Origin of the sequence: Paracholeplasma brassicae, assembly GCF_000967915.1 — a bacterium.
Classification (GTDB): Bacteria; Bacillota_I; Bacilli_A; order Acholeplasmatales; family UBA5453; genus Paracholeplasma; species Paracholeplasma brassicae.
This window is the reverse complement of the sequence record NC_022549.1, coordinates 1352586-1376558: the sequence shown is the minus strand read 5'-3', so window position 1 is coordinate 1376558 and position 23973 is coordinate 1352586. Positions and strand designations below refer to the sequence as shown.

The 23973-nt window shown below is 35.6% G+C and carries 21 protein-coding genes; 18 read left to right on the top strand and 3 right to left on the bottom strand.

Going from position 1 to position 23973, the window contains the following annotated elements; genetic code table 11:
• The first annotated feature begins 65 nt into the window (after positions 1–65).
• The 3 genes from zwf (at position 66) to BN853_RS06395 (ending at position 3588) form a co-directional block, all read left to right on the top strand.
• Positions 66–1442 (top strand): glucose-6-phosphate dehydrogenase, encoded by a 1377-nt coding sequence (gene zwf, locus BN853_RS06405; RefSeq protein ID WP_030005144.1) that lies wholly within the window; start codon positions 66–68, stop codon positions 1440–1442.
• Positions 1442–2062, top strand: a complete 621-nt coding sequence (locus tag BN853_RS06400) for a cyclase family protein (RefSeq protein ID WP_030005143.1) — start codon at positions 1442–1444, stop codon at positions 2060–2062. The genes zwf and BN853_RS06400 overlap by 1 nt, the downstream gene beginning before the upstream one ends.
• A gap of 77 nt (positions 2063–2139) precedes the next feature.
• Positions 2140–3588, top strand: coding sequence for a CotH kinase family protein (locus tag BN853_RS06395; protein WP_052591315.1), 1449 nt, complete (start codon positions 2140–2142; stop codon positions 3586–3588).
• A 68-nt stretch (positions 3589–3656) separates the two neighbouring features.
• Here the strand turns inward: BN853_RS06395 and ald are convergent, their stop codons facing one another.
• Positions 3657–4733 carry an alanine dehydrogenase gene (ald, locus tag BN853_RS06390; protein ID WP_030005141.1) on the bottom strand — a complete coding sequence of 359 codons (1077 nt, stop codon included), beginning with the start codon at positions 4731–4733 and terminating at the stop codon, positions 3657–3659.
• Between the two features lie 125 nt (positions 4734–4858).
• Between ald and BN853_RS06385 the strand changes: the two genes are divergently transcribed.
• Positions 4859–5671 carry a glycoside hydrolase family 17 protein gene (locus tag BN853_RS06385; RefSeq protein WP_030005140.1) on the top strand — a complete coding sequence of 271 codons (813 nt, stop codon included), beginning with the start codon at positions 4859–4861 and terminating at the stop codon, positions 5669–5671.
• A 399-nt stretch (positions 5672–6070) separates the two neighbouring features.
• Here the strand turns inward: BN853_RS06385 and BN853_RS06380 are convergent, their stop codons facing one another.
• The gene (locus BN853_RS06380) at positions 6071–6997 is read right to left on the bottom strand and encodes a GGDEF domain-containing protein (RefSeq protein ID WP_030005139.1); all 927 of its coding nucleotides are present in this window, start codon (positions 6995–6997) and stop codon (positions 6071–6073) included.
• A gap of 245 nt (positions 6998–7242) precedes the next feature.
• On the opposite strand from BN853_RS06380, the gene BN853_RS06375 reads away from it, so the two are divergent.
• The 4 genes from BN853_RS06375 to BN853_RS08970 all read left to right on the top strand — a co-directional run bounded on the left by BN853_RS06375 (position 7243) and on the right by BN853_RS08970 (position 11277).
• Positions 7243–8712, top strand: coding sequence for a glycerophosphodiester phosphodiesterase family protein (locus tag BN853_RS06375; RefSeq protein WP_157869945.1), 1470 nt, complete (start codon positions 7243–7245; stop codon positions 8710–8712).
• Positions 8705–9697 (top strand): SGNH/GDSL hydrolase family protein, encoded by a 993-nt coding sequence (locus BN853_RS06370; protein ID WP_030005137.1) that lies wholly within the window; start codon positions 8705–8707, stop codon positions 9695–9697. Before BN853_RS06375 ends, BN853_RS06370 begins: the two co-directional genes overlap by 8 nt.
• Before the next feature lie 67 nt (positions 9698–9764).
• Positions 9765–11054 carry a tetratricopeptide repeat protein gene (locus BN853_RS06365; protein ID WP_052591314.1) on the top strand — a complete coding sequence of 430 codons (1290 nt, stop codon included), beginning with the start codon at positions 9765–9767 and terminating at the stop codon, positions 11052–11054.
• A 64-nt stretch (positions 11055–11118) separates the two neighbouring features.
• On the top strand, positions 11119–11277 hold the full coding sequence (locus tag BN853_RS08970; protein ID WP_030005135.1) for a hypothetical protein: 159 nt from the start codon (positions 11119–11121) through the stop codon (positions 11275–11277).
• A gap of 45 nt (positions 11278–11322) precedes the next feature.
• Here BN853_RS08970 and pepT read toward each other — a convergent pair whose 3' ends face one another.
• On the bottom strand, positions 11323–12537 hold the full coding sequence (gene pepT, locus BN853_RS06360) for a peptidase T (RefSeq protein WP_030005134.1): 1215 nt from the start codon (positions 12535–12537) through the stop codon (positions 11323–11325).
• A 187-nt stretch (positions 12538–12724) separates the two neighbouring features.
• Here pepT and BN853_RS06355 point away from each other — a divergent pair, with 187 nt between their 5' ends.
• From BN853_RS06355 to rlmD, 10 genes are all read left to right on the top strand, one after another.
• Positions 12725–13099 (top strand): hypothetical protein, encoded by a 375-nt coding sequence (locus tag BN853_RS06355; protein ID WP_030005133.1) that lies wholly within the window; start codon positions 12725–12727, stop codon positions 13097–13099.
• Positions 13100–13101: 2 nt separating this feature from the next.
• Positions 13102–13476, top strand: a complete 375-nt coding sequence (locus BN853_RS06350; RefSeq protein WP_030005132.1) for a DUF2089 domain-containing protein — start codon at positions 13102–13104, stop codon at positions 13474–13476.
• 18 nt (positions 13477–13494) lie between these two features.
• Positions 13495–13887: an SHOCT-like domain-containing protein gene (locus BN853_RS06345; RefSeq protein WP_030005131.1), complete on the top strand. Its 393-nt coding sequence runs from the start codon at positions 13495–13497 to the stop codon at positions 13885–13887.
• A 32-nt stretch (positions 13888–13919) separates the two neighbouring features.
• Positions 13920–15692, top strand: coding sequence for an ABC transporter ATP-binding protein (locus tag BN853_RS06340; protein ID WP_030005130.1), 1773 nt, complete (start codon positions 13920–13922; stop codon positions 15690–15692).
• 2 nt (positions 15693–15694) lie between these two features.
• Positions 15695–17494 (top strand): ABC transporter ATP-binding protein, encoded by a 1800-nt coding sequence (locus BN853_RS06335; protein ID WP_030005129.1) that lies wholly within the window; start codon positions 15695–15697, stop codon positions 17492–17494.
• A 105-nt stretch (positions 17495–17599) separates the two neighbouring features.
• Positions 17600–18934, top strand: coding sequence for a magnesium transporter (gene mgtE / locus BN853_RS06330; RefSeq protein ID WP_052591312.1), 1335 nt, complete (start codon positions 17600–17602; stop codon positions 18932–18934).
• Entirely contained in the window at positions 18931–19902 is a 972-nt protein-coding gene (locus BN853_RS06325) for a magnesium transporter (protein WP_030005127.1), read from the top strand. The genes mgtE and BN853_RS06325 overlap by 4 nt, the downstream gene beginning before the upstream one ends.
• 89 nt (positions 19903–19991) lie before the next feature.
• On the top strand, positions 19992–21488 hold the full coding sequence (locus BN853_RS06320; protein WP_030005126.1) for a carboxypeptidase M32: 1497 nt from the start codon (positions 19992–19994) through the stop codon (positions 21486–21488).
• A gap of 3 nt (positions 21489–21491) precedes the next feature.
• The gene (locus BN853_RS06315; RefSeq protein WP_030005125.1) at positions 21492–22691 is read left to right on the top strand and encodes an L-serine ammonia-lyase, iron-sulfur-dependent, subunit alpha; all 1200 of its coding nucleotides are present in this window, start codon (positions 21492–21494) and stop codon (positions 22689–22691) included.
• Positions 22688–23959, top strand: a complete 1272-nt coding sequence (rlmD, locus tag BN853_RS06310; protein ID WP_030005124.1) for a 23S rRNA (uracil(1939)-C(5))-methyltransferase RlmD — start codon at positions 22688–22690, stop codon at positions 23957–23959. Before BN853_RS06315 ends, rlmD begins: the two co-directional genes overlap by 4 nt.
• The last annotated feature ends 14 nt before the right edge of the window (positions 23960–23973 follow it).

Sequence of the window (23973 nt, the reverse complement as noted above, 5' to 3'; positions counted from 1 at the left end):
TAGTCGATCTTGTCACATTTAAATTAATGAAGGGAGTTTGGCAATTTGCCAATCGATAAAAGTATATGAAACAAAAATTGATAATTACTATTTTTGGTGCAACCGGTGATTTAACTGCTAGAAAGCTATTACCTGCACTGACAAAATTAAATAAAGATAGATTAATCGAAGAACAAACAAAAATCATTTGCATCGGGCGCAGAGATTACGATCATGCAAGTTACCTTGACTCGGTAAGAAAAATATATCCTGACAACCAAGATCTTGATCGCATCAAACCAAATATTATCTATTTCAATATGAGCATTGAAAAACAAACAGACTATTTTAAACTAAAAGAGTTGATTGATGATGAATCTTTTGAAGACACTAGAAAAATATATTACTTAGCGGTTGGTCCTGATTTACTTGAAGTAATATCTAAGAATATTAATGCGTCTCATTTGATTGAGAAAAAGGACATTAATTCGTCGATTGTGTTTGAAAAACCTTTTGGTCAAGATTTAGAAAGTGCGAAGGCCATTAATGAGTTGTTGTGGGGTTATTTTGATGAAAAACAAATCTACCGAATCGATCATTACTTAGGCAAAGAAATGATTCAAAACATATTAACTGTTCGATTTGCCAACAAAATATTTGAAGATTCTTGGCATAACAACTCAATAAAATCCATTAAGTATATTGTCAAAGAAACCGATGGCATTTTAAATAGAGGTGGCTACTACGACACTTCGGGCGCATTAAAGGACATGGTTCAATCGCATTTACTACAGATGCTAGCACTTGTGTCGATGGATGTCCCAAAATCGTATCAATCGGATGATTTAAAAGAAGAGAAAGTCAATGTCCTCAAACGCATTCGTTACGATAAAGAATCGTTGATTATGGGACAATACGAAGGCTACTTAAATGAAAAAAATGTGAACAAGGAATCAAAAACAGAAACGTTTGTCTTCCTAAAAGCCTTTGTCGATACCCCTAGATTTAAAGGGGTACCTATGTATCTATTAACAGGTAAAAAGCTCGATATAAAAGAATCGGTCATCATTGTCGAGTTTGAAGAAACCGCTGAACAACACAAATGGCATTTTCCTTTAAAGACAAATAAGCTTTATATTAAGATTGCCCCACAAGATGGGATATCACTTGCTCTAAATTCTAAAGTACCAGGATTAAGTGATGACGTTGAATCCGTTGAACTTGAGTATTGCATTGCATGTAATTCGGTAGGTAATATGCCGGAGGCTTATGAAAAGCTGTTATTAGATATCACTAAGTATCATAAACGACTATTTACAAGATGGGATGAAATCGAATATTCTTGGCAACTCGTTGACGAGATAAAACAAGACTTTGTGGCATCCAGTAAATCATTAGTGACATACAAGAACTTTGATGAGTTAAAGAAACTGATTAAAGAAAAAACAAATGAGGTGTTTTAATGAAAATACACGATATTAGCATGACAATTAGTGAGGATATGCCAGTTTATAAGAATTTAGACAAAAAGAAGCCTAAGTTTATCAACGTTGATAACTATGAAAATGCGAGTCATTATGAAACGAACTTAGAAATCAATCTTCACACAGGCACCCACGTTGATTTTCCACTTCACATGATTGAAAATGGAAGTACTAGCGACAGTGAGCGATTAAGTAATTACATCACGCAAGCGAGTGTTTATGACCTGACGCATTTAAATGAATGCATCAAAAAAGAAGATATTGATCGTTTAGGGATTAAAAAAGGCGATTTTGTGTTATTCAAAACTAAAAATAGTTTTGATGATGCGTTTAACTTTGAATTCGTTTACGTCGAAAAAATAGCGGCTAAATATTTAAGTGAATTAGGCGTTATTGGTGTCGGAATCGATACGCTTGGTATTGAACGAGCTCAAAAAAACCACGAGACCCACAAGTATTTATTAGAAAAAGACATTGTGATACTAGAAGGGATTCGACTAAAAGATATTAAACCAGGCAACTATCAGTTGATTGCTTTACCAATCAAAATAAAAAGTGTTGAGGCATCTTTTTGCCGTGCGGTATTAATTGAATCCTAACGATTGTGAGGAAACCATTCATTAGTTTCCTCATTTTTTTCAATGATTTATTGTTATACTATATATGAGGTGATATTTTGAAAAAAATAATGATTACGATTTTGATGGTATTAATCGGGTTTTCGCTATTTGGTTGCCAAAGTGAAAATTCAACAGAAAATCAACTAAAAAGGCTTCTACCAACCGAGATTAAAGGGGATTTAATGCTTGATCAAGAATTGAAAGGCAGTCCAATCACATGGTACTATGATGGTGTGCTATTAGAAGATGGTCAATTAATACAACCATACCTTGATTATAGTCAAACAACCACAGTTACTGCACTTTATGATGGGCAAACTTATTCATATGAAATACCAACCCTAAGCAAATACGCTGTTGTATCAAAGTTGTTAATTGATACCGATGGCGTTCAAATAACATCAAAAGACGACTACGTTCAAGGCAAGATTAGTTTATCGAATAATAACCAAACGTTAAACGAAAACGTAGTGATGCGAATTAAAGGCAGAGGAAACTCAACTTGGGATAACCCCAAAAAACCATTTAAAATTAAATTTGATGAACGTGTTTCGCTGCTTGGGATGAAAAATGCGAAGGAATACGTACTTTTAGCAGAATATACGGACAAGACATTAATGAGAAACTACGTGGCACACAAATTAGCCTCAATGCTTGAGGTAGGCTATACACTAGATACTCGGTTTGTTGAAGTCTATTTAAATGGTGTTTATGAGGGTTTTTATCTATTAACTGAACAAGTAGAAACCGATAAGAACAAACTAAGCATCGAAGCAGCGATTGACATCGATAGTGGGTTTTTAATTGAACTAGAGGCTGATGATCGAGTAGGCGCGGAAGGTGTTGAGGATATCCACTGGATTCGCGCCAATAATAAAAATTATGTCATAAAGTCTCCAGATACAGAGGATTACACAGAAAATGAATTAAGAGATAAGGCAAAAAGCATTAAAGACTACCTGCTCGCCTTTGAGGCAAGCATTACAAATGACACTTATGAAGACTACATTGACGTCGAGTCTTTTATTGACTACTTTATTGTTCAAGAGCTGACAAAAAATGTCGATAGTGGTTACTCAAGTGTTTACAGTTTTAAAGATGCCAATGGGAAGTTGACCATGGGCCCCTTGTGGGATTTTGATATCTCATTAGGTAATGGGGATTATTTTGATTCAACCCCACAGGGATTTCATGCGTATGGTTATAATCAATGGTTTACAATGCTGTTTGATCAAGATTCATTTAAACAAGCGTATATCAATCGTTATAACGAAATCTACGAGACGTACTTACCAATTCTTCTAGAATCCATCCTTAAGGTAAGAGAAAATACACTTGAGGCGCGTGAACTTAATTTTACTCGATGGCAGATTATGGGGCATTATGTTTGGCCAAACCCACCACACATGGTAGAGGTAACGACGGTGACCGGTCAAGACGAGTTATTATATCAGTTTTTGGTTGAGCGAGCAGAACACCTTAAAACCGTTTACGAAACAACATAAAAAAGAAGCCTTAAGTCGAATATATGACTTAAGGCTTTCGTTATTTTATAAACAAGGTTACTAGTTAATTAAGATTCAAATAATTTGATGAGTGTTTGGTAGACACCCTGATGATTCATTGTTTGTAGACCTTTTTTTATTGGTTCATGCGCTAAAGCCTTTGTTGGATCTTTCGCAATCATTAAGCCGTATCTTAGGGTAGCGTTTGACAGTGCTTGGCTTGAGGTTCTAGGTACAGAACCTGGCATGTTGGCGACACCATAAAATGAAATACCATCGACGTCATAAATTGGGTTATCATGATAAGTCACTTTAGCGTGGTTAGAGATGCCGCCTTGATCGATGGAAACATCGATAATAATCGCGCCTTTCTTCATGTTAGCCAGGATTTCATCGGTAATCAACAGTGGTGGTTTATCGCCTGCGATTAATACAGCACCGATAACTACATCCGCTGATTTTAATGCGTCCATGATATTTTTTTCATTTGAATATAATGTATTAATTTTATTTTGATATAAATCTTCAAGGTCACTTAATCGCTTAGTATTGATATCAAGTATGGTTATATTCGCGCCCATACCAACCGCCATCATTAAAGCGTTTCTTCCGACAACACCAGCACCTAAGATAACAATGTTTGCCCTAGGGGTTCCAGGGAGTCCTGAAATAAGTAAACCGGGTCCGCCAAAAGGGGCTTCTAAATACTTAGCCGCTTCAATTAAGGCAAGTCTTCCTGCGACCTTGCTCATCGGTTCAAGACAGACAAGCACACCGTTTTCTTCAATGGTTTCATAAGCAATCGAAGTAACACCACGGTCTCTAAGGGCTTCATAGAGTGGCTTATTATAGGCTAAGTGAAGATAAGTATATAAGATTAAATCCTTTCTGAAGTATTGGTATTCACTTGCAAGTGGTTCTTTAACTTTGACAATCATGTCAGAAGTTGCCCAAATTTCTTTAGCGTCATCAACAATTTTAGCCCCATAAAACACATAGTCTTCATCGCTAAATCCGCTTCCAATTCCGGCTCCTTTTTCCATTAATACAACATGCCCTTCGTTTGTATAGGCATTTACTGCACCTGGTGTAAGTCCAACCCTGTATTCAAAGGGTTTGATTTCTTTTACACATCCAATAATCATATTTTAATTCACCTCTTCATGAGTTATTGTAACATATCTTTGAGTTTCTGGCAGGATTTCAAATCAAATTGCTCTAAAAATTCCAGCATTAATGATAAAATTCTCTTATAGAAAGGAGTGTTTTTATGTATCACTATGTTAAATCGATTTCATATACACCAAGGAGTAACGATGAAATCAAAATCAAAGAGGAACTTGATTTTTTAGCTGAACAGGGCTATCAAATGATCCGACTCATCGATGATGTAAATACCTCACGTCAGGTTGTAGAAATAATCGTTAAGCATCATATAAACTTAGAAGTTTTTCTAGGCATCAAGTTTAGCCCAGAATTAATCGATCAAGAAGCACCACTAGAAAAAATCATAAAGACCAAAGACGTCATATTAAATAAAAGAAGTAATCAACAAAAAGTGACCGAGTTAATTTCATTAGCGAACCAATACGAGGAAATTATTAGCTACGTTAGCGTGGGTTACTTAAATATCTCTAGTTTTGATTATCACATGATTTCAGTCGTCGAGTTATCAAAATATTTAAAAATGGTTAAACCAAAGATCAAACAACCGTTAACGTATAGCGATAGTTTCTATTTATGGAATACCAAACTTAAAGAGCTTGCTAACCTGGTTGATTTCATTGGCATTCATGTGCACCCGTATTATCAAGATAAGTTCTTAAGTGAAGCGGTTGACTACACGGTTTTAGTGCTAGAAGCTTCTCAAGAAAATTTTAATGATAAACCTGTCGTATTAACTGAAACTGGCTACCCTAGAGTAAATAAAGAAAAATTACACATCACCGAAGAACAGCGTTTCTACGTTGATACAATTCAGCAAGTAATGACAGAGAAGAATATCTTAGTTACGATTTATGAAGCATTTGATTCGATCGATCGATTAAATCCATACTTAGAAAAGCATGGTCTATATGAGTAATTAAAAAGAAGCACTCTCCATTTTATTTGGAGAGTGCTTTTGACTATATAGATTAACAAAAATGGATTCAATTTCTAAGTTTTGGAAACGTGTAGACAAAATCGCCACCTTCGAGATTATCGTATGTATTAATCAATGTATCGTTTCAATCTGCGAATAAAACGACATTAACGAAATTACTCGATGAATTAGAAGCCTCAACGACGTTTTTCTATGTACATGATATTCGTGTGAATTATCTTGAGACAGGTATTTCAAGTACACTTGTGTTGTATACGTTTTATTACCCAACAACTTAGAATTTAGATAACTCAACTATTAAGTAGGCGAATGCTTTGGCAATAGCCTATTTTTATTAACAAAAAAGCCACACAAATAATGCATGACTTTATCTAAGAATTATTCATTTGACTGGTTGTAAAAAGCAAATCGTCCTGGCCCTTGTTTTTTTGCATGATACATGGTTTTATCGCCTAAATCGAGGATTTTATTGTATTCACTTAAATCCGCACAAAGTTCAATAATTCCAATTGAAGCGCTGATGTTGTGTTTTTGTGCGATTAGGTTAAGGTGTTCGATGTCGTAGATGAGTTGTTTAGCTCTTTTTATGATTTGTTCTTTGGTGTGCTCGTATGCGTAGATGAAAAATTCATCCCCACCGAGCCGATAATAAATCACGTTATGCTCCCATCTTGAAATAAAAAAGTTAGCAAGAGTAATCAAAAACTGATCGCCTTTTTCATGGCCGTAGAAGTCATTGATTTGTTTAAAACCATCAATGTCTAGATACATGCCATAGGCGTTATTTTGATGAGTGTTTTTACTCAAATGCTCTTTTAACGTTTCTCTTGTGAAGAGTTTGGTTAATGGGTCTTGGTGTGTCTTTTGATAATAAATAATCTCACTGGGTGTTTCGTCATAAATTCTTAAGACTTGACCAAACACGAGGTTGTTATTTTTGTCTTTATCAAACTTAAGGTAAAGCCAAATTGGTTTATCATGTGTTTTGTTTTTGAATGGAATGAACGTATAAAGTTCATGTGACAAATGCTCAATTTGATAAGTAAGTTTTTGAATGTACAAATTCTTACCGTCAATTTCTGAGAATGTGTTGTCAGGTTCGATTTGATTTACAATCTCTAAGACAGTATAAACGGGTTTATCCTCAAGTCCAACAATGGAAGGTGAGCCTGAGATCATGTAAAAAGATTTTTCTTTGTCATTCAAATTAATGTAAAACGAAAAAAAATCCTTTTTCAACAGAACGTCTTCAAGGTAGGAAATGTTATGATCTTTCTTTAATTTTGATAGAATGTGTGGGTTCATGAAATCACCTGTCTTTATGATAACATAAGTGAAAACGTTTTTACACCATGTTCAAGAGGAAAAAAGCGTATGTTTGCTATTTTCACAAATGAAATCGGTTACATCTTTTTATGTTCGTTTAGTGTGTTATAATAAATTTCAAAAACTAAATGGAATATCTTTCGTCGTTACTACTAATAGTTGATTAAAAATCATTTGAAAAAGTAAACAAAATAAGATATCATATTAATGAAGGTGTGATGGCAGTGTTAAAAAAAATAGTAGTCGTTTCAAATACGTCTTTTGCAGACGTAGAGTATCTTGTTAAGTTCGATGAGCATCAAATCTTAGATGGGTTAAATGCGATTGAAATTAACGACGTGGAACTTGCGAAGAAAGTCGCTGGTTTTCTAAAATTTAATGATCATTTTGATTTATTCATTATCTCAAAAGATCGTAACGTATTAAAACAAATCTATAAGTTATACCCGTACGCTCGGTTGGTTTATGAAATCTCTCATTTATACGATTTTAACAAATTGAAAAATGAGATTTTTGGGCTACATTCTTATACGGTCTTAATTTCAGATGGTGAAATTAACCAACAAACCGTTAGACAATTAAAACGTCACGGAATTGTGGTTTTCACGAGGGTTAATTCAACCCTTGACATTGCACAATCGATGTTGGCTGGTGTGGATGGTGTGGTAGGTCTTGATATTAATGAACTACCAGATTTGAATGCGGATTATGGGTTTTCCCCATTTGTGATTGCCCATCGCGGGTTTCACAACGACGCGCAAGAAAACAGCATCCGAGCAGGGATCAAAGCACATCAAATGGACGCGGATTTTATTGAGATGGATATCCACATGACAAAAGACAATAAAATCGTTGTCAATCACGACCATACGCTTGGAAGAACTTATGAAAAAGACTTTATCATTAAAAAAGAAAAATTAAAAGAACTCCAAAAAATCAAAATGACGTATCAAGGTGAGGCAGTCGACGAACGATTACCACTCTTAAAAGATTTTGACAATAAGCTTGTTGAATCGAATATTGGTTTTATTGTGGAATCCAAGGTGGATTCTAAACATGCGATGAAACGATTATCAAAAGTAATCAACACCATTAATCGACCGGTATTACTGATGAGTTTTCATCCGTTTTCGATCATTCACATGAAGAAATATATGCCTAATCTATTAAATGGTTTGTTGATTGATTTTAACTTAAATAAAATGAGTCTAAAATCCATCATCAAAACAAGTAATAAATATCAAATGATGATACATCCGTATTACAAACATTCAAGAAGTGAATACTGTGAAGAATTAAGAAAACGCGCAATCAACGTCCTACCATGGGGTGTCTCAGAGAAAGACGCGGTCGTTACTTTTTTAAGAGGTTTTTATGGTGTCAATACGAACCATATCGATCAATTAGCTGAAGTTATCAAATTTGTCTCAACTAAAAAAGAGGTTACCTACGACATTGGGGACGTGTTTAATTTCGAGTTAAAGAGTGATAAATTACTTGATGTTTCAAAAGAAGTCTATGTCTTTGATGATCAAAACACCGGACTTCAAACATCAAAAGATCAAATCACAGGCGCAACAAAGCCTGGGGTTGCCTACGTCTACTTAATCACAAAAGTGAAGTTAGGCTCAACTAGATATAAGCTTGCATCTGATTTGATCAAGGTCAATGTAAAGGAAAAAGACAATGATTAAAGATTCAATATATTTTCACAACATTAATGAAATCGAAGAAACAAGTGAGGGGTTATTACTTCACCGGTTTCCTAAAGAACTAAGAAATCATCTTTCAGATAAAGGAAAAAACGTGTCTTTGACTCACCATGGGTCAGAGTTACGTTTTTTCCTCTTAAAAGAGGTGACAATAACACTAAGCTCTACGCAAGAAAACGCTGAGGTGTTAATCTATTATGGCGACTTTCAAGACTCAAGTGTTAAGATTAATGGTAAAACAACCATCGAGATTAAACAAAAATATAACCAATCGGTGATTGAATCACTTGACATAAAACGTGGACGATTTCACCCCGGTGTCATTCGTATCATGTTAAAAGAAAATATAAGACTTGATCAAATCAAGGGGGAATATCGTTTACCAAAAGCTGATGAAATGCCAACAAAACGATTGCTTTCTTATGGCACTTCAATCACGCAAGGGCGTGTGGCTTTGATGCCAGATCTTAATTACCCGGGTATTTTAGGTAATCAGCTAAAAGCAGACGTTTTTAATTATGGCATGAGTGGGTGTTGTTACATCGAAAAAGAAATGGTGGATTTTATCTTAAAAGAACCATACGATTACATTACCCTAGAATTGTCAGTAAACATGATCGGCGATGGTTATCCAAAAGAAGTCTTTAAAGACCGTGTGGCCTATTTAATGAATCAAATTAAGCGTCTTCAAACAAACGCGATCGTCACCGTAATTACAGTGCTAGACAACTGGCGTTTGATTGGAATTGATCAAAACAGAGGCAATCAAAATGACGTGATCTCATATCGTGACATTTTGTTAGACTTGTCTTCTGATTTACCAAACGTCATTCAAGTCAAAGGTGAAGAGATTATGTCTTTTCACCAGTTGAGTTATGATTTGATCCACCCATCAAATCAAGGCATGATTGAAATTGCTTACCATCTATTGAAACAATTAGAAAAACATGCAAAGATAGAATCCTAGGTTGATGAGCCTTTTTAACCAAAAGATGGACAAGATATGTTATCATAGATTTGAAAGAAGTGAGAGTATGAATGAACAACAAAATAAATTTTACGACGCGTTAGGAAAATTAAATTTAAACGTATCAAATAAAGACGTAATTGAAGCCAAACAACAACTAGAAGCGCTTGCCTACTCGGGGTATGCCGATGCCTATTATTTTTTAGGCCGTTCTTATGCGGTTGGTGAGTTTTATCAAATGGATGTGGTAAAAGCAAAACAAATGTATGAAGAAGGCATGAAAATCGGGTCTTTAAAATCATTTTATGGTTATGCGTTACTGCACACCACGGGGCATGGCGTTTTAAAAGACGAACGACTAGCGAAAGACTACTTTGAAGCGGGGTATCATGGCCTAGTAGAAGAAGCCAACGAAGGCGATCCGATTAGCTTATACATTGTGGGCTGTTATTACTATTATGGGTTTTATGTTAAACGCTACGTTGCCACGGCAATTGAGTACTTAACAAAATCGGCAGACTTGGGTTACAGTGAAGCTCAATTTCTACTTGGTTCGATCTATGAACAGTTAAGCGATGAATTTCCTAGATACAGAGAAACGTTTGACTATTATTCAAAGGCAGCCATGCAAGGACATCCTTACGCACAGTATGGTTTGTCTTTAATGTATATTACTGGTGAAGCGGTTAAGAAAGATTACTTTGAGGCGAAAAAGTGGCTAGAACTCGCCGTAGAACAAAATCACTATCTTGCGGCTTACACACTTGGTATGCTTTATTATGAAGGTGAACTCGGTAAAATCAATTACGAACAAGCGTTTAAATATTTCTTAACTAGTGCTGATCAAGGCTATAAAGAAGCGCAGTATTACGTTGGCCTTATGTATAAAAATGGACAAGGCGTTAATAAAGATTTAGAAGAAGCCATCACGTATTTAAGCCTTGCGGCTAATCAAAATGACATGAACGCACAATACGTCTTAGGTATCCTCTATTTTCAATATAAAGGTCGACCACACTTTGATAAATCCTTCCTATGGCTTACCAAAGCCTCAGATCAAAAGCACCCATACGCACAGTACAACCTAGGTGTCATGTACCAAAATGGGGATTACGTTGAACAAAATTATGAAAAAGCATCGGTTCTGTACCGCCAAGCAGCGGAAAAAAACGTTGTTGGAGCGATGTATAATCTAGGCATGCTCTATATGAAAGGCCTAGGTGTCAAAAAGAGCGAATCAACGGCTAAGCATTGGTGGAAAAAAGCAGCTGATCAAGGACATGAACCATCAAAAATGTATTTAGAATCAATCGATAATTTTTATAAGTCAAAAGAAAACCAAAACGTGGGTAAATAATACCCACTTTTTTCTTTATTTAAGAATAAATTGAGTTATAATAATAAAGATAGGAGGGATCTAAATGAATGAAGATCAACTAGGTGTTGTGTTTATAGGCATTGGTGTATTACTTGGTATGGTTATCGGTATCTTGTTTAAAAACATGACAACTGGTCTAATTCTAGGTCTTTCACTGGGTGTACTATTTAGCATTATTTTTCAGAAAGATGAAAATGAATAAAAGGGACTTGCCAGGCAAGTCCCTTTTGTTTCAATTGACGGAAGCTTATTTGATTGTAACTAGGCGGCAAATCTCGATTAGTATTTCAACGGCTTTTTCCATTTGATTAACTGAGGCAAACTCGTATCTGCCATGGAAATTATAACCACCTGTACCCAAATTCGGGCATGGAAGTCCCATGAAAGTTAATCTTGCCCCATCAGTTCCACCTCGGATGGCTAAACTATAAGGGGTAACACCACTGTTTGTGATTGCTTCTTTAGCAATCTCAATTGGACTCATGTCATTTTTAAGAATTTCATACATATTAAAGTATGAGTCTGTGATGGTTAAGTTGACGGCTTCGTAGCCATATTTTTGATTCAAATACGTTGTGATTTGTTCGAAATCTCTTTTTTGACTTTCGAATTTTTCTTTGTCATGATTACGGATGATGTATTGAAGCTTAGCCTCCTCAACCGAACCTTCCATGTGTGACAGATGGTTAAAACCTTCATAACCTTCGGTATAAGCCGGGTTTAAGAACACTGGTAATTGTTGGTTGAATTCAAAAGCGATGTGCATGGCATTAATTAATTTGTTTTTAGCACTGCCTGGATGGATTGATTTACCGATGAATTTAATGTTGGCGGTTGCGGCATTGAAGTTTTCATACTCAATCCCGCCGACTTCACTGCCATCGGCTGTGTATGCGTATTTAGCCTTAAAATAATCAAGGTCAAATAGATCAGCACCACGTCCAATTTCTTCATCTGGGGTAAACCCGATATAGACATCACCGTGTTTAAACTCTTTGTTCGTGGTTAAGAACTCACAAAGTTGCATAATTTCAGCAACACCTGCTTTGTCGTCTGCGCCAAGTAGAGTATTACCATCGGTAACAACTAAATCTTGTCCGATCACGCGGTTTAAGACAGTAAAATGTTTTGGGTCCATGGATAATTCTTTGTTTAGTTTGATCACAGAACCATCGTAGTTATTAATTACCCTTGGTTTTACGTTAGCGCCTGGTGCATCAAATGAGGTATCCATATGAGCGACAAACCCGATGGCGTCGACCTCGTAATCTAGGTTACTTTCAATCTTTGTATAGACGTACCCGTGCGCATCCATAAAAGCATTTAAACCCATAGCCTCTAGTTCAGTCACTAAAAGTCTTCCAAGGTCTTTTTGTTTTTCTGTTGATGGACATAAATCGCAAGTCGGATCCGATTGTGTATCAATTGAAACATAAGTTAATAAACGTTCTAATACAGTCATAATATTCACTCCTCTGTTAACTAATTATAACGCATTCAATCAAAAATATCATCCACATTGGTAAAAAAAGTGTAGAATTAATCATTTCACTGATAAAAATTAATAATATCAATTTCAACATTTAAAATATTAATAAAACGGTTGAAATTTTTTAAATTAATGCTATACTATGTGTAGAGGTGGTAAGATGAAAGACGAAAAACTACTAAAAAAAGTCGAAAAACAAGAACTCACAGTCAGTGAGTACCTTGATTACAAACAAGGGATACCGATCAAGAAAAATCAATTTGTATCGAAAAAACGATTCAAAAAATCAAGAGGATTTAAATTGGTAATCATTAAAGGAAGCTTAATCATTGTGCCACCTAGAATTCCAATTTCACTTTTAAAATGGCTGTCGAAGTTTTTGTATCGATATAAAAACATCAATGGCAAAATCAACATTGAACAAATCAATTTTAATGATTTGGTTAAAAGCTTAAAAGACATCAACCGACATACCATGTTAATTGATGTTGAAAGTAAAACGGAACAATTTATGTTTCAGATATGGAGTGTGTAAAGATGAAAGATATTACAAAAGCATTTGATTTGTGTGGTGTCGACTTAGTGGTCACCGAAGTCAGAAGTAAAAATAGTGAGGTAATTATCCGAGGACAGTTTCAATTATCCAAATTTGACTACTTATCTAAGGAACACCAGTATTTTATTGAGGTGTTTATAAAAAATCAAGGCAACATTAAAATGATTGAAAAAGAACTAGGGATATCTTATCCAACCGTGAAAAAGACACTCGATGAAGTTTCAACCGCGATGGGTTATAAAGTCGACCAAAAATCGCAAGAACTTGAAGAAAAAAGAAGTGAGATTATCGAACAAATTAGAACCGGTGCAATTTCAATTGAAAAAGCAGAAGAACTACTCAAAAAATTAAAATAACATAAGGAGAATAAGGAAATGAGTGAAAAATTAAGAATATTAGAAATGGTTAAAGATGGTATTATTTCGATTGAGGAAGCCGATCGCTTACTTCGTGCACTTGATCAATCAAAAGAAAAAGATAACAGCGTCGAAGTGATTGTACCGAAATACAAGGTCGATCCAAAAAACTTGTCACTAAAAATTCGAATTCTATCTGCTGATGGTGACAAAGTCAACGTAAACTTACCATTGAAGTTTGCAAAAGCAGCATTTAAATCAGGTAGTTTTAAGATGAGTGGTGTCGATCAAGACATTATGAATCAAATTGACATAGATCAAATCATTCAAATGGCAGAAGAAGGTCAATTAGGTGAATTAGTCGATATCACATCTGCGGATGGCGATATTGTTAAAATTGTGGTAGAATAGTAAATTATATAGAAATTGTAGAGGGGTAAGAAATGATTTTTGGAAAACATTTTAATAAATACTACCTTAAATATGGGATTGCTTTTATCTTAGGGATTGCTGCACTAATTGCAGTAGACTATATTCAAGTTCAAATTCCGGGTATTTATGGAAATATTATCGACACATTAAGAGAATATGGTGCTGGTGAATTAACGTTTGTTGAAACATTAGCAACCAAAGAAATCAATCAAATGATATTCACAATCATCTGGATGATTCTCGTCATGGTCATCGGAAGATTCTTATGGCGTATTACCGTATTTGGTGCGTCACGCTCAATTGAGCATGACATTAGAAATGATTTATTTAAACACGCAGAAAGTCTTGGACAAGATTATTATCAAAAAGAAAAAGTCGGTGGTATCATGACCTACTTTACCAATGATTTAGAGGCCATTCGTATGGCGTTTGGACCAGGGGTGTTAATGATTGTTGACTCCTTATTTTTAGGTACCATGGTCATTATTAAAATGACTCAACTGTCGGTCACACTAACCTTAATGGCAGTTGTACCAATGTTATTAATGGGTGTCGTGATGGTGTTTATATTAAAGAAAATGAAGATGAAGTTTAAACTTCGTCAAGACGCATTTGAAAAGATCAATGACTTTACACAAGAAAGTTTTTCTGGTTTTCAAGTGATTCGTGCGTTTGTTAAGGAAATGAAAGAAGCGTATTTCTTTAAAGATAAGAACGATGAATTTTACAACAAGCACGTTGATTTTGTCAAAACAATGATTGTTGTCAATGTCGTCATTAATGTGTTCATTAATTTAACGATTTTAGTTATTCTTAGCTTTGGGGCATATGTGGCGTTAAACGGTGGGTTAACCAGTGGTGAAATCACAGAATACTTTACACTGTTTACCACACTGATTTGGCCTGTCATGGCGTTATCTCAGTTCGCAAATATTCGTTCACAAGCTTCGGCGTCACAAAAACGTTTAGATGAATTTTTCAACCAAAAACCGTCAATTGTGGATAAAGATGTCACACCGATTGATCGCTTAAAAGGAAACATTCGCTTTGATAACTTAACCTTCTCCTACCCAGATGACTTGAATCAAATGGTATTAGAAAATATATCGCTAACGATTAATGCAGGAGAAACGGTTGGTATTTTAGGCCGTACAGGTAGTGGGAAATCGACACTAGTCGACTTGCTGTTAAGGCTATATAACGTTGACGATCAAAGCATCTTTCTAGATGACCATGACTTAATGCGACTTTCGGTTAAGGACGTAAGAAGAAACATCGCTTATGTACCACAAGATAACTTTCTATTTTCTGATACAATTGAAAAAAACATCGGATTTAGCGAAAATAATATGTTAAAAGAACAAGTAATCGAAGCCGCTAAGTTATCTGATGTCTTTACGAACATCATGGATTTTAAAGATGGGTTTGATACAGTACTAGGTGAGCGTGGTGTTACATTGTCCGGTGGTCAAAAACAACGTGTTTCAATTGCAAGAGCACTTGCCAAAGACGCACCAATTCTAATTCTAGATGATAGTGTCTCAGCGGTAGATACTAAAACCGAAGAAGCGATTTTATCTAATTTAAAGAAAGTACGTCAAGGAAAAACGACTTTAATCATTGCACACAGAATCTCAACCATTAAAAAGATGGATAAGATTGTGTTACTAGAAAAAGGTCGATTACTGGATGTCGGGACTCATGACGAACTATTGAGTCGTAATAGTGTGTATCAAGACATGGTTAAACGCCAAGAACTTGAACACGTGGTTGAGGGGGTTTAAACATGAAAGATTTTAATGAAACCACCATATTTAAGACCGATAAACAAATTGTTGGGCGTTTATTAAAATACGCCTCACCTTATAAGAAAAATTTTATCATTTCATTAGTGTTGATTTTAGTTGAAGTCGGTATTTCATCCTTAGCACCCGTGCTATTAGGTTTGATCATTCGTTTGATTGGTTCACCCATTGCATACGATGACAAAATCAAGTACCTTGTGTTAATCGGTGTTGCGTTTTTAGCGATTATCATGATGGTCTCTGTGGTCATTTACCTTCAAAACTGGCTCTTACAAACCAGTGGCCAGAAGATTGTTTATAACATAAGACAAGAGGTATTCTTGCACATTCAAAGTTTATCAAATAACCAAATCAATAGCATTCCAGTTGGTAAACTTGTCACTCGTGTAACCAATGACACCAATACGTTATCAGAAATGTATACCTCGGTGATCGTTTCTTTAATTAGAAACACCCTACTAATGATTACGCTTTACGTTATTATGCTTGCGATTGGCTTTAGGGTTGCCCTTATGATGGCGTTATTATTTCCTTTTGTTGTTATCGCTACAATGATTTTTAGAAAAGTTTCTCGTCTTTCATATCGTACCGTTCGCAATAATGTCTCTGAAATCAATGCGTTTTTAAATGAGAACATTTCAGGTATTAAGCTGACGCAAATCTTTAATCAAGAAGAGAAGAAGATGAATGAATTTAAAGAGAAAAACAGAAACCTTAAGAAGAGTTATTACAAAGAATTGCTTGTATTTGCGATCTACCGTCCAATCATGTTTTTGTTTGCCTCATTGGCATCCATCTTGGTTCTTTATTTGATGACTCAAGAAATCATCAAATCAATCGCAGCTGGTCAAAGTTTAATCTTTGTGGTCGCACAAATTAGTTTGCTTGCTATGTTATATCAATACGCTAAGGACGTCTTTGAACCGGTTCAACAACTCGCAGAGCAGTTTAACGTCTTACAAAGTGCTATGGCATCGGCGGAAAAGATTTTTGATGTTCTAGACACAACCCCTGAGATTAGTGATAGTGAAGATGCGATTGAATTAGAATCGTTCTCGGGGCAAATCGAGTTTAAGAACGTTTGGTTTAAATACGTTGAAGATGAATGGGTATTAAAAGACGTGAGTTTCAAGGTGAATCCTAATGATACTGTGGCATTTGTTGGTGCAACAGGGAGTGGTAAAACAACCATCATGAGTTTAATTGTTAGAAACTATGAAATCAATCAAGGTCAAATTTTGATTGATGGGATTGACATCAAACAGATTAAACGTTCAAGTCTAAGAAAATTCATTGGTCAAATGCCACAAGATGTCTTCTTATTCACAGGCTCTATTAAATCAAATATCACATTAAATGACGATTCAATTTCTCAAGAAGAAGTGATTGAAGCAGCAAAATATGTGGGTGCAGACTCCTTTATTGATAAACTTGATGATAGTTATGATCACATTGTAAGAGAACGTGGGAATAACTTCTCAACAGGACAACGCCAGCTCTTAAGTTTTGCAAGAGCAATTGTTTATAAACCGTCGTTAATGATTTTAGATGAGGCCACGGCGAACATTGACTCAGAGACGGAATCACTCATTCAAACCTCATTAGAAAAAATGATGGCAGTCAATACAATGCTCGTTGTTGCTCACCGATTATCCACCATTCAGCACGCAGACACAATCATTGTGATGCAAAAAGGTGAAATCAAAGAAATGGGTAACCATCAAGCGTTATTAAAACGAAAAGGTCTCTATTATAGTTTATATCAACTACAATACGAGTAAAGGATTTAAATAACGATAATAAGACGTTTAAATTAAATCAAAATAATCACAATCTGTGCTATGATAAAACTAGCCAGATTGTTTTTATATGAGGGAGGGAAAAACATGAAAGAAGCATTTTTTAATCGTTCGATTGAAGAGCAAAAGGATTACTTAGTTGGTCTACATGCCTCCGATTTAGTTGAATTGTATGAATCATTAGAAACGGTAGAAAAGGAAGCATTGTTTCAACTGTTAACCGATGAACAAAAAGCGGATTTGCTTGCCTATCTAGAACCGCTTGATGCTGCGAATGTGATCGAAGAGTTAAACCTTCAAGAAACAAAAGACATCTTCTATCATATGGAACCAGATGACATCACAGACATATTAAATGAACTAGAAGAGAATCAGCAAGAAGAACTCTTAGAACTTCTTGATGATGAAACCAAAGAAGACATTGAACAGCTAATTGATTATCTAGATGATCAAGCAGGGTCTATCATGACCCCTGATTTAATCAGTGTGACGGCTGAGATGGATGTAAAGGATGCGATGAAAAAATTGGTTTTACTTGCCCCTGAGGTTGAAAGTATTAATCAACTTTTTGTTGTGGATAAACACGACACATTTTTAGGGGTATTACCTTTAAAAAAACTGATAAAAGCAAAAAGCCCAATGAAGGTTGAAGCACTTTATGAAACATCACTTTTTGTCTATGATACCGATGACCTTGAAGAAGTCACTGATTTAATTCAAGAAGAAGGTATCTATGAAATGCCGGTATTAAATGACCAAAACGTCTTACTCGGCATGATTACGTTTGATGACGCGATTGATGCTTATGAAGAAGAAATCATCGAAGACTTTCAAAAGTTAACCATGCTTAGTGAGGATTCACAAACAAAACCTTTGATGAGTGCGATTACTCGCTTACCTTGGCTCGCCTTATTAATGGTATTATCGCTTCCGATTGCAAGACTCAGCTTGAGTTTTGAAGCAACCATCAGTGCGTATACCATTATCATCATTTTACAACCACTGATTTTATCAATGGTTGGTAATGCAGGCACACAAACCTTAACTGTGAGTTTAATCATGCTATCGGACAAAGAAGAAAAACACGTCATCAAAAACAACATCATTGAAGAATTTTTAAGCGGGTTAACGACTGGATTGGTTTTATCGGTTATTGCGTTTGTCGTAACGAATCTATTTATCGCATTTAATCCGTCATTAAGTGAAGATCCGATTATTTTTGGACTGATTGTTTCTTTATCGGTGTTCTTATCCTTAGCCTTTGGTACGTTTGCATCAAGCATTATTCCAGTCCTTGTGAATAAAATAGGACTTGACCCAGCAAGTGCGTCAGGACCACTGATCACAACCGTCATTGATATTGCGACCATCGGCATCTATTACGGCATCGCTTCGTTTGTGATTGGGGGGCTGTTAGGATGATCAAATCACTTAAAGAACTCAAAAGAACGAACTATTTAACACTATCAAAGGACATTGATGTGAAAGATGCGATGAGGATTGTCATAAATAATGTCACAAATGAGACTATGATTGATGATTTATACGTTGTTGATAATAAGAACAAGTTAATTGGTGTTGTATCACTTAAGGCACTGATTATCGCAAGAAGTCCTGCAAGAATCGAGTCCTTGATGAAATCAAAATACCCTCAATTATTTGAAGAATCAAGTGTGGTAGAGGCGATCGATATGGTTCAAAAGTACGACACGAACGCCCTACCGATTGTATCAAAATCCAACACGTTAAAAGGGATCATAACCGCCGAGGATGCGCTTGATTTACTGAAGGAAGAATCACTAGAAGATTATCGAAAAATGGCTTCACTTAATGAATACGATGTTAATGCATCCGCACTGATGCGTTCAAAAAAGCGATTACCATGGTTAGTGATACTTTTGGGCTTATCTTTAATTACGGCTTCGGTGCTTTCGTTTTTTGAGGCAACGATTGAGCAAATTGTCTTACTCATCTTGTTTCAACCAATGATTCTAGACGCCGCCGGTAATATTTCTACCCAATCGTTGGCAAAAACAATTTTACTGTTAAATCACGAGCCAGATGCAAATATAAATAAGCACATAAAAAACGAGCTCGTAATTGGATTAATTAACTCATTATTCTCTTCGATGATTGGTTTTGCAATCGCATACTTCTTTTTGGTTGTCTTTGCGAAAAATGAACCTAGAAACATCGAGATTAGTTTGGTGATCGGGCTAACGCTATTTATAGCCTTGTTAATTGGCGCGGCTACAGGTGCATTTGTCCCTATAATACTTAAAAAACTTAAGATTGACCCTTCGGTCGCATCGGGGCCATTTATGACGACGCTAAATGACGTCTTTTCACTGATTGTGTATTTTACACTTGCGACCGTGTTTTTGATTTAGTATTTGAGCATACAGACCGTTTGTTTCTGTATGCTTTTATCACCTTTTATGCTATAATTTACTCAATATGAAAGAAAAGAGGTATGAATATGAATTATTTAGATATATATCAAACATACAGAAAAAAGATTAAAGCGTACGACTATGCGTTGTGGCTGATTTCTTGGGATCAAGAAACCGAAGCACCAGAACGTTCTAATGATTATGCAAGTAATCAATTAGAAGTGCTTGCATCTGCACAATACGATTTAGAGATGGCAGAAGAGCGATTAGAAGCCATCAACCATCTGTACGATCAAATAAATGATTTAAATGACGAGATTAAAATCGAAATTAAAAAAGTTAAAAAATCGATTGATCGTCTGTTGAAGATTCCAAAAGAAAGCTACATTGATTATCAAGTCTTACTCTCGAAATCGAGTAAGGTTTGGGCTGAGGCAAAACATAACAATGATTTTGAATCCTTTTTACCGACCTTGGAAAAAATCGTTGAATTTAACCGTTTAGTCGTCAAATTATACGAAACAGACACGTTAAAGGGATACGATGTCTTACTTGATATGTACGAAGATGAAATGGGTATTAAAGAGTACGATCAATTTTTTGATACATTAAAAGAGAACTTAGTTCCATTTGTATTAGAAAAAACAAAGAAAAAACCAAAGTTTAATCGAGCATTAACAAGAAATAAATTTTCAATCGAAGGTCAACGTGCATTTTCTAAGTACCTACTCGATGTGTTTAGTTATGATTTGAAAAAAGGTGTGTTAAAAGAATCGGTCCACCCATTTACGAGTGGGGTTAGTAGTACCGATACTAGAATCACAACCGCTTACCATGAAGACAACTTGATTTCATCTATTTTTTCTACCATTCATGAAATGGGGCACGCAATCTATGAACAACAAGTCAACGAATCTTATGATGAAACACTTCTAAATGGTGGGACATCTATGGGCATTCATGAGTCACAATCGAGACTTTATGAAAACATGATCGGTAGAAGCTATGAGTTTTGGGCTCAGCACTACCCTAAACTACAGGAGATATTTAAAAAAGAACTTAAAAAGGTCACATTAGATGAGTTCTATGCTTACGTTAACGGTGTTTCAAGAGGATTAATTCGAATCGAAGCGGATGAACTAACGTATTCTTTACACGTGATGATTCGGTACGAAATTGAAAAACAATTGTTTAATGGAAAATTAAAGGTTAAAGACCTTCCAAAAACTTGGAATAAACTTTATCGAAAATACCTTGGTGTAACGCCTAAAACAGACACAGAAGGTGTCCTTCAGGACATTCACTGGGCAGGCGGGTCATTTGGTTATTTTCCTACCTACGCACTAGGCACGGCTTACGCAGCACAAATCTATCATGCGATGAATCAAGACATCGACATAGCAAAAGCGATTTCTAGCAATCAAATCCATTTAATTAACGAATGGTCGAAAGAAAAGATTCACCAATTTGGTGGTCTTAAAACACCAAAAGAGATCATGCTGATCGCAACTAAAGAGCCGTTTGATCCACATTATTACGTCAATTATTTAATTGAAAAATACAAAGTCATACTAAAGGACTAACTTATGCAATCAATCAAGCACTTATTTAAGGTGGGACATGGACCTTCATCAAGTCATACCATGGGCCCTGCGTTTGCTGCACAAGATATTTTAGATAAATACAAACAGATGACTCACGTTGAGGTAACACTACTTAATTCACTTGCCTTAACAGGTAAAGGTCATCTTACGGATTACATCATAAAACAAACACTTTATCCAGTGCCGGTTACTTTTTTGTTTCACATTGATGTGTCTAAACACCCAAACACAATGGTATTTAAAGTCTTTAAAGACGACGACTTACTAGATGAAATCGAAGTTAAAAGTGTGGGTGGTGGTGATATTATTTATGGCAATGAGATTTCTAGAAATAAATCAATTTATCCGCATCACACATTTTTAGATATTGCCGCTTATGCAAAAGAAAAAGAAATCAGTTTGTATGAGTACGTTAGGGAAGTTGAAGGACCTGAAATTGATGAGTTTTTGTCTTTTGTCTGGCAAACCATGAAACAAACAGTCGAAAAAGGGTTAGTGACTGAAGGTGTTTTACCTGGTGATTTAGAGGTAAAGAGAAAAGCATCAACGTTAATCAAGAAACGAAATGAAGCCGAAAGTCACTCGGTTAAACAAAATCGTTTGGTTTCTGCTTACGCGTTTGCTGCGAGTGAAGAAAATGCCGCTGGTGGTATTATTACAACCGCACCAACGTGTGGGGCCTCAGGTGTTTTACCAGCCGTATTATACTTTTTAAAAGAAGTAGAGCAAGTTAATGAATCAAAACTAATTGAATCACTAGCGGTCGCGGGGTTAATCGGTAATCTGATTAAACACAACGCCACCATTAGTGGGGCAGTCGGTGGTTGTCAAGCTGAGGTAGGTTCAGCATGTAGCATGGCGGCTGGCGCACACGCTTACGTTGAAGGACAAACCATTGACCAAATTGAATACGCAGCCGAGGTTGCAATGGAACACCATCTAGGGCTAACCTGTGATCCAATTGATGGTTATGTGCAAATTCCATGTATTGAACGAAACGCAGTGGCTGCGATTCGTGCAATTAATGCCTCAGGGTTATCTTATTTCTTAAGCGATACGAGGAAAATATCATTCGATATGATAGTAGAAACCATGTATCAAACTGGTTTAGATATGCACCCAAAATACAAAGAAACAGCAGAGGCAGGCATGGCTTACTTCTATAAAGGAAAAAATAAATGATTGAAAATAACACTTATGAATTAACCGCTTTTGAACTTGACTATCAAGGACAAGGCATTTGTAAATTAAATGATTTACTTGTATTTGTACCCAAGTTACTTAAAGATGAGAAGGCGATTGTCCGCATCAAAAAGGTCAAAAAAAACTATTGTGAAGGTGAGATTGTTTCGATAATTGAACCTTCAATTGATCGATTTTCGACGTTGACATACCCGAATGCAACACTCTATCATCTAAATCCAAAAGAGGAATTAAAATGGCAAGAACGCATTACTAAAGAAACGATAAAAAAAATCAGCGACCTTGACGTGAAAGTGAATCAGACGTTAGCCGGAAGTAAAGAAACAAACTACCGAAATAAAGTGACACTTCATGTTCGATTTTTTAATGATCGCCTAAACTTAGGTGTGTTTGAAAATAAATCGCACAAATTAAATCAAATTGATGAAGACATTTTGGCTTTACCAGTGATAAATGAGAAAATCAAGCAATTAAACAAACTGTTTTCTACCGTCACATTAACCGATCGTAGTTTAGAACACATCGTTCTTAGGACCAATGGGATTGAAGTGCTTACCATTTTTGTTACCTCTAAGAAACAATGGAAAGAAAAAGAGTTTTTCTTAGAAAACTATGAATCAGCATCGATTTATCAAAATATTAAAGAAGACTCAGCCAAAAACTTAGGAAATAGAAATATTTTCTTAAAAGGAAAACGAACACTAGACGTTAAATTTGAACACTTAAAGTTTAAATTATACCCACAAGCATTTTTTCAAATCAATTTTGAAGCGTCCATTTTAATGTATGATTACATCAAATCCAATGTTGATAATAATGACGTTGTTATTGATGCTTACGCAGGTGTATCTTCAATCGGACAATACGTTAGTGATGTCGCTAGTAAAGTGATTTCGATTGAATCTAATCACGACGCCGTAATTAGCGCAAAAGAATCGATTGAGGTAAATCACATCAAGAACTTAGAAATACTTGAACAAACCGTTGAAGATGCATTGAAAACAGATGGGTTAAAAGCGGATGTTATCGTCTTTGATCCACCAAAGGCGGGGCTTAACCAAACGATTATTGATGCACTAATTAAAAACCCTGTCAATAAAATCATCTACGCTTCTTGTGATCTTAAATCACTTTCAAGAGATTTGATGTATCTAAAAGAAGTCTATGAGGTTGAAAGTGTCCAACCAGTAAAAATGTTTTATCGTACCGTAGAAAATGAAACAGTCGTAGTTTTAAAATTAAAATAAAGAAAAACCGTGCC

Excerpts from the sequence above, each read along its gene's own strand:
- BN853_RS06315 (WP_030005125.1), top strand. The coding sequence starts at position 21,492 with ATGCAATCAATCAAGCACTTATTTAAGGTGGGACATGGACCTTCATCA.
- BN853_RS06400 (WP_030005143.1), top strand. The coding sequence starts at position 1,442 with ATGAAAATACACGATATTAGCATGACAATTAGTGAGGATATGCCAGTT.
- BN853_RS06385 (WP_030005140.1), top strand. The coding sequence starts at position 4,859 with ATGTATCACTATGTTAAATCGATTTCATATACACCAAGGAGTAACGAT.
- BN853_RS06350 (WP_030005132.1), top strand. The coding sequence starts at position 13,102 with ATGAAAGATATTACAAAAGCATTTGATTTGTGTGGTGTCGACTTAGTG.
- BN853_RS06340 (WP_030005130.1), top strand. The coding sequence starts at position 13,920 with ATGATTTTTGGAAAACATTTTAATAAATACTACCTTAAATATGGGATT.
- BN853_RS06355 (WP_030005133.1), top strand. The coding sequence starts at position 12,725 with ATGAAAGACGAAAAACTACTAAAAAAAGTCGAAAAACAAGAACTCACA.
- ald (WP_030005141.1), bottom strand. The coding sequence starts at position 4,733 with ATGATTATTGGATGTGTAAAAGAAATCAAACCCTTTGAATACAGGGTT.
- BN853_RS08970 (WP_030005135.1), top strand. The coding sequence starts at position 11,119 with ATGAATGAAGATCAACTAGGTGTTGTGTTTATAGGCATTGGTGTATTA.
- zwf (WP_030005144.1), top strand. The coding sequence starts at position 66 with ATGAAACAAAAATTGATAATTACTATTTTTGGTGCAACCGGTGATTTA.
- rlmD (WP_030005124.1), top strand. The coding sequence starts at position 22,688 with ATGATTGAAAATAACACTTATGAATTAACCGCTTTTGAACTTGACTAT.
- BN853_RS06380 (WP_030005139.1), bottom strand. The coding sequence starts at position 6,997 with ATGAACCCACACATTCTATCAAAATTAAAGAAAGATCATAACATTTCC.
- pepT (WP_030005134.1), bottom strand. The coding sequence starts at position 12,537 with ATGACTGTATTAGAACGTTTATTAACTTATGTTTCAATTGATACACAA.
- BN853_RS06325 (WP_030005127.1), top strand. The coding sequence starts at position 18,931 with ATGATCAAATCACTTAAAGAACTCAAAAGAACGAACTATTTAACACTA.
- BN853_RS06365 (WP_052591314.1), top strand. The coding sequence starts at position 9,765 with ATGAATGAACAACAAAATAAATTTTACGACGCGTTAGGAAAATTAAAT.
- BN853_RS06335 (WP_030005129.1), top strand. The coding sequence starts at position 15,695 with ATGAAAGATTTTAATGAAACCACCATATTTAAGACCGATAAACAAATT.
- BN853_RS06345 (WP_030005131.1), top strand. The coding sequence starts at position 13,495 with ATGAGTGAAAAATTAAGAATATTAGAAATGGTTAAAGATGGTATTATT.
- BN853_RS06370 (WP_030005137.1), top strand. The coding sequence starts at position 8,705 with ATGATTAAAGATTCAATATATTTTCACAACATTAATGAAATCGAAGAA.
- mgtE (WP_052591312.1), top strand. The coding sequence starts at position 17,600 with ATGAAAGAAGCATTTTTTAATCGTTCGATTGAAGAGCAAAAGGATTAC.
- BN853_RS06320 (WP_030005126.1), top strand. The coding sequence starts at position 19,992 with ATGAATTATTTAGATATATATCAAACATACAGAAAAAAGATTAAAGCG.